General features: G+C 78.5%; 3 protein-coding genes. 2 read left to right on the top strand and 1 reads right to left on the bottom strand.

Features of this window, described 5'->3' with window-relative positions:
* Together GTQ99_RS21660 and GTQ99_RS21655 are read left to right on the top strand one after the other, a co-directional pair.
* The coding region (locus GTQ99_RS21660) for an MFS transporter (protein WP_166617764.1) at positions 1–1,222 on the top strand (1,222 nt) is incomplete at its 5' end.
* A gap of 9 nt (positions 1,223–1,231) precedes the next feature.
* Complete coding sequence (locus GTQ99_RS21655) at positions 1,232–1,912, top strand: PIG-L deacetylase family protein (protein WP_166617763.1); 681 nt, start codon at positions 1,232–1,234, stop codon at positions 1,910–1,912.
* Between the two features lie 4 nt (positions 1,913–1,916).
* Here GTQ99_RS21655 and GTQ99_RS27285 read toward each other — a convergent pair whose 3' ends face one another.
* Positions 1,917–2,891 carry a CPBP family glutamic-type intramembrane protease gene (locus GTQ99_RS27285; RefSeq protein ID WP_166617762.1) on the bottom strand — a complete coding sequence of 325 codons (975 nt, stop codon included), beginning with the start codon at positions 2,889–2,891 and terminating at the stop codon, positions 1,917–1,919.
* Positions 2,892–2,968 lie beyond the last annotated feature (77 nt).

Genomic DNA, 2,968 nt, shown 5'->3' with positions numbered 1-2,968 from the left:
GCCCTCCCCCCGCCGCGCCCGGACCGGAGTGGCGCTGATGTTCTTCACCAACGGCGTCCTCTTCAGCGCCCTGCTGCCCCGCTACCCCGAGTTCAAGGCGCTGTTCGGTCTCGGCGACAGCGGGTTCGGCGTGCTGGTCGTCGCCTTCGCCGTGGGTGCCCTGCTGGCGGCCCCCCTCGCCGGCCGGGTCATCCGCCGCTTCGGCGCGCTGCGCGCGAGCGCGGTCGGGTCGGTGGCGCTCGCGGGGGCGCTCGCCGCGGCCGGCGGCAGCCGCGCGGTGTGGTTGTTCGCGCTCGCCCTGGCGTTCGCGGGGGCCCTCGACGCGGTCGTCGACGCGGCGCAGAACGTGCAGGGGGTGCTGGTCGAGCAGTGGCGCGGCCGCTCCGCCATGAACTCCTTCCACGCCGCCTGGTCGGCCGGCGCGGCCACCGGCGGCGCGCTCGGCGCCGCCGCGGCCGCCGCGGACGTGGACCCGGGGCTGCAGGTGCTGCTCAACGGCGCCGCGTGGGCGCTCGTCGCGCTCCTCGCGTGCCGCCTGGCCGTGGTCCCCGCCGGCGTCCGGACCGCCCTGCGCGCGGACGAGCGGCCCGAACTGCACGAGCGGCCCTCCGGCGCGCTCGCCGGCCCGCGCGTGCGCCGGCGCGCCGCACGGCTGCTGCTGCCGCTCGTGGTGCTCGCGATCTGCGGCACGCTGGTGGAGGACGTGGCCAACAACTGGGCGGTGCTGTTCGTGCGCACCCGCACCGGCGCCCCGGACGCGGTCGCGGGGCTGGCGCTCAGCGTGGCGCTGCTCGCCCAGTTCGCCGGGCGGCTGCTCGGCGACCCGGTGACCGACCGGTGGGGCCGCGCGGCCGTGGCCCGCGCCGGCGGTCTCGTCGTCGCCGCGGGCGCGGCGCTCGTCGTCCTCTCGCCGGCGCCCGCCCCGGCCTTCGCCGGTTTCGCGCTCGCCGGTCTCGGCTGCGCCACCCTGGTGCCGGCCGCGTTCGCCGCGGCCGGCCGCGTGCCGGGGCTGCCCGAGGGCACCGGCATCGCCGTGCTCGGCTGGCTGATGCGGATCGGCTTCCTCGTCACCTCCCCGGCGGTGGGCGCGCTGTCGGAGCTGACGGACCTGCGGACCGCCCTGCTCGTGCCCGTCGCCGCCGGGCTGCTCGCCGCGCTCGTCGCGCGCGCCCTGCGCCCCGCGGCCGCCGGGGCCGCGGGGGTGCCGGCGTCCGCGCGCTAGCGTCCCGGCATGGCGATCACCGTGCGCACGCAGTCGATGGCGGCTCCGGAGGGCGTGGACGACCCGGTGGTGTTCTTCTCCCCGCACGCCGACGACGAGACCCTCACCACGGGACCGGCGATCGAGCGGGCGGTCGCCGAGGGCCGCCACGTCGTCGTGGTCCTCGTCACCGACGGGCGCGCCTCCGCGGCCCGGGAGCTCACCGGGTTGTCGGTGGCGGAGTTCTCCGCCGCCCGGGACCGGGAGTTCCTCGCGGCCTGCGCGGCCCTCGGCGTGCCGCAGGAGCAGGTGTTCCTGGGGCACTGCGTCGACGGGGCGCTCACCCCGGCGCTGGCGCGCAGCGTGGTGGGCACGTGGACGGGGCTGTTCCCCGCGGGCGCCTTCCGCACGACGAGCTGGAGCGACGGCCACCGCGACCACGCCGCGCTGGGGGCGGCGCTGCGCGACCTGGCCCCCACCACCGGCGGCGACGTCCGCTTCTACGTCAAGCCCGACGAGTGGGCGCTGGAGCGCGAGCGGCCCGCGCTGAGCAGCGAGCGCGCCCCGGGCCGGCGCTACCTCGCGGCGTGCGAGGAGTACGCGCGCACCGACCCCGCCGCCGGTCGGTACGGGATCGGTCGGCTGTCGGTGCCGGACGTGTTCGCGCTGCGCCGCGCCAGCGACGAGAGCCGCTGGCACGGGCTCGGCTGAGGACTCAGCCGAGCGGGGCCCGGTACCCACCGGCGCGCGGCGGCGCGGTGCAGTGCACGACCGCGGCCACGAGGAGCAGGGCGGCGATCCCGCTGAGCACCGTCCACGGCGGGGCGCTCGTGGCCAGCGACGCCTCGACGAGCGTTCCGGTCAGGACGGCCGGCACGAGGACGACGACGTTGTTCACGGCGTGCACCGCGACGGCGGCCTCCAGACCGCCGGTGCGCCACACCAGCCAGGAGGCGACGAGGCCGAAGACGACGCGGTCGGTGAGCAGCCAGGCGTCCTGGCCGCCGTGGGCCAGGCCGAACAGCGCGGCGGAGACCACCGCGGCCACGACGGCTCCCACCGCGGGGCGGGAGAACCACGAGCCCAGCGCCTGGCTCAGCCAGCCGCGGAAGACGTACTCCTCCCCGGCCGCCTGCAGCGGGGTCGTCAGCAGCACGACGAGCAGCAGCAGCACGACCTCGCGGGGGACGAGGTCCCCCGGCGGTGCCACGGGGTCGACGGCGTACCCCAGCGCGACGAGGGCGCCGAGGACGACGAGGGCCGCCGCCGCGGCGGGAGCGGTGCGGCGCCAGCGGAAGCGGCCTGCGCTCGATGACAGCGTCCCCGGCCGGCGCCGGTGCCCGGCGAGCACCGCCAGCGCGGCCAGCGGGATCCCCGCGGCCAGCAGCAGGTTCGACAGCGCCCACCCCCACCAGGTGCTCACCAGCGCCACGTCGACCTGCGCGTCGTCGAGCCCGGGACCCTCCCCGCGACCGAGGGCCCCGGTGGTGAGCGCGAGCACGACGGCGCCGACCAGCAGCACCACGAGCAGCACCAGCAGGCCGCCGGCCGCCGCGGCGAGACCGACCAGCGGCCGCCACCAGCGGTGCCGCTCGTCGCGCAGCAGCGCGGTGTACGGGCGGTCGGCCACCGGGTCGGCGGGCTGCTCGGCGGGCTGCTCGGCGGGCTGGGCGGCAGTGCTCGTGGTCACCGCTCCAGCGTGCTGCGGCAGCGGCGGCGGCGCGTCCGCCGGGCGGGTGCGCCCCGGCTTCGACCTAGGTCGAAGCC

This window comes from Kineococcus vitellinus (assembly GCF_009906315.1).
Taxonomy (GTDB): Bacteria; Actinomycetota; Actinomycetes; order Actinomycetales; family Kineococcaceae; genus Kineococcus; species Kineococcus vitellinus.
Note: the sequence above shows the minus strand (reverse complement) of the source record. Positions and strands in the feature narration are given on the sequence as shown.

Bases quoted from the DNA above. Each gene is read 5' to 3' on its own strand.
- GTQ99_RS21655 (WP_166617763.1), top strand. From the start codon at position 1,232: ATGGCGATCACCGTGCGCACGCAGTCGATGGCGGCTCCGGAGGGCGTG.